The organism is Microvirga sp. P4_G7, assembly GCF_056401005.1.
In genome coordinates, this window is record NZ_JBFUKD010001010.1 from 1 (window position 1) to 970 (window position 970).

Annotated in this window: 2 protein-coding genes; both read left to right on the forward strand. The window is 59.1% G+C overall.

Going from position 1 to position 970, the window contains the following annotated elements:
* On the forward strand, positions 1-322 hold a 322-nt coding region (locus tag AC1DT3_RS22615), incomplete at its 5' end, for a flagellar basal body L-ring protein FlgH (RefSeq protein ID WP_477467410.1).
* 15 nt (positions 323-337) lie between these two features.
* On the forward strand, positions 338-841 hold the full coding sequence (locus AC1DT3_RS22620) for a flagellar basal body-associated FliL family protein (RefSeq protein ID WP_477467411.1): 504 nt from the start codon (positions 338-340) through the stop codon (positions 839-841).
* The last annotated feature ends 129 nt before the right edge of the window (positions 842-970 follow it).

Here is a 970-nt window from a genome sequence, read left to right on the forward strand (position 1 = left end):
CCGCTCTGGAACGTCGACCGAAGGGCAAGGGTCGATCGACCGTTCCGAGAAGCTCCGTCTCTCCGTCGCCGCGGTGGTGACTGAGGTTTTGCCCAACGGAAATCTTCTCATCAGCGGGTCACAGGAGATCCGCGTGAACTTCGAAGTGCGCGTGCTGAATATCGCCGGCATCGCCCGTCCTTCGGATATCTCCCGCAAGAACACCATCGCGTACGACAAGATCGCCGAAGCGCGGGTGTCCTATGGTGGCCGTGGCCGGATCACCGAGGTCCAGCAGCCGGCCGTCGGCCAGCAGATCTACGACTTGCTCACGCCGTGGTAGGAAACCAGTAACGTCATGGCCCGCAAGCGACTTCCAAAATCGTCCGATGCCTCCTCCCAGGGCGGAGGGAAGGGTTGGCTCGGATTGTTGGCCGTGTTGACCGTCCTCGCGACCGTAACTGGTGGTGCGCTCGGCATGTACCTCGTTTCCACGGTCGAGAAAGTGGTCGACGAGCGAAAGCGGGACGAGCAGGAGAAGGCAGCGCATTCGCTTCTCTATTCCGGCGACGTGGTTTTGAAGAGCCTTTCGCCGGTTGTGACGAACCTCGCCAATTCCGGCGACGCCTGGATCCGTGTCGAATCCTCGATCGTCTTCAACAATGGGTCGATTCCCAATCCGGACGTGATCGCGGCCGAGATCAAGCAGGACATGGTCGCCTATCTGCGGACGGTCGGATTAGCCCAGATCGAAGGCGCGAGCGGATYGCAACATCTCAAGGAAGATCTGAACGAACGCGCTAGCCTGCGCTCGAACGGTCTCGTGCGCGAGCTCATCGTGGAGACGTTGATCGTCCAATGAGCCAATGCGCAACAATTGTGTTTTGCCGCCTTTAACATTTTATCATTCCAACGGCTTTTGATGATGCGCTTTGTCCTCGTTCTCCTCTTTTCCATCATCGCGACGGCAGCAAGCGCTCAGGTGCCCGGC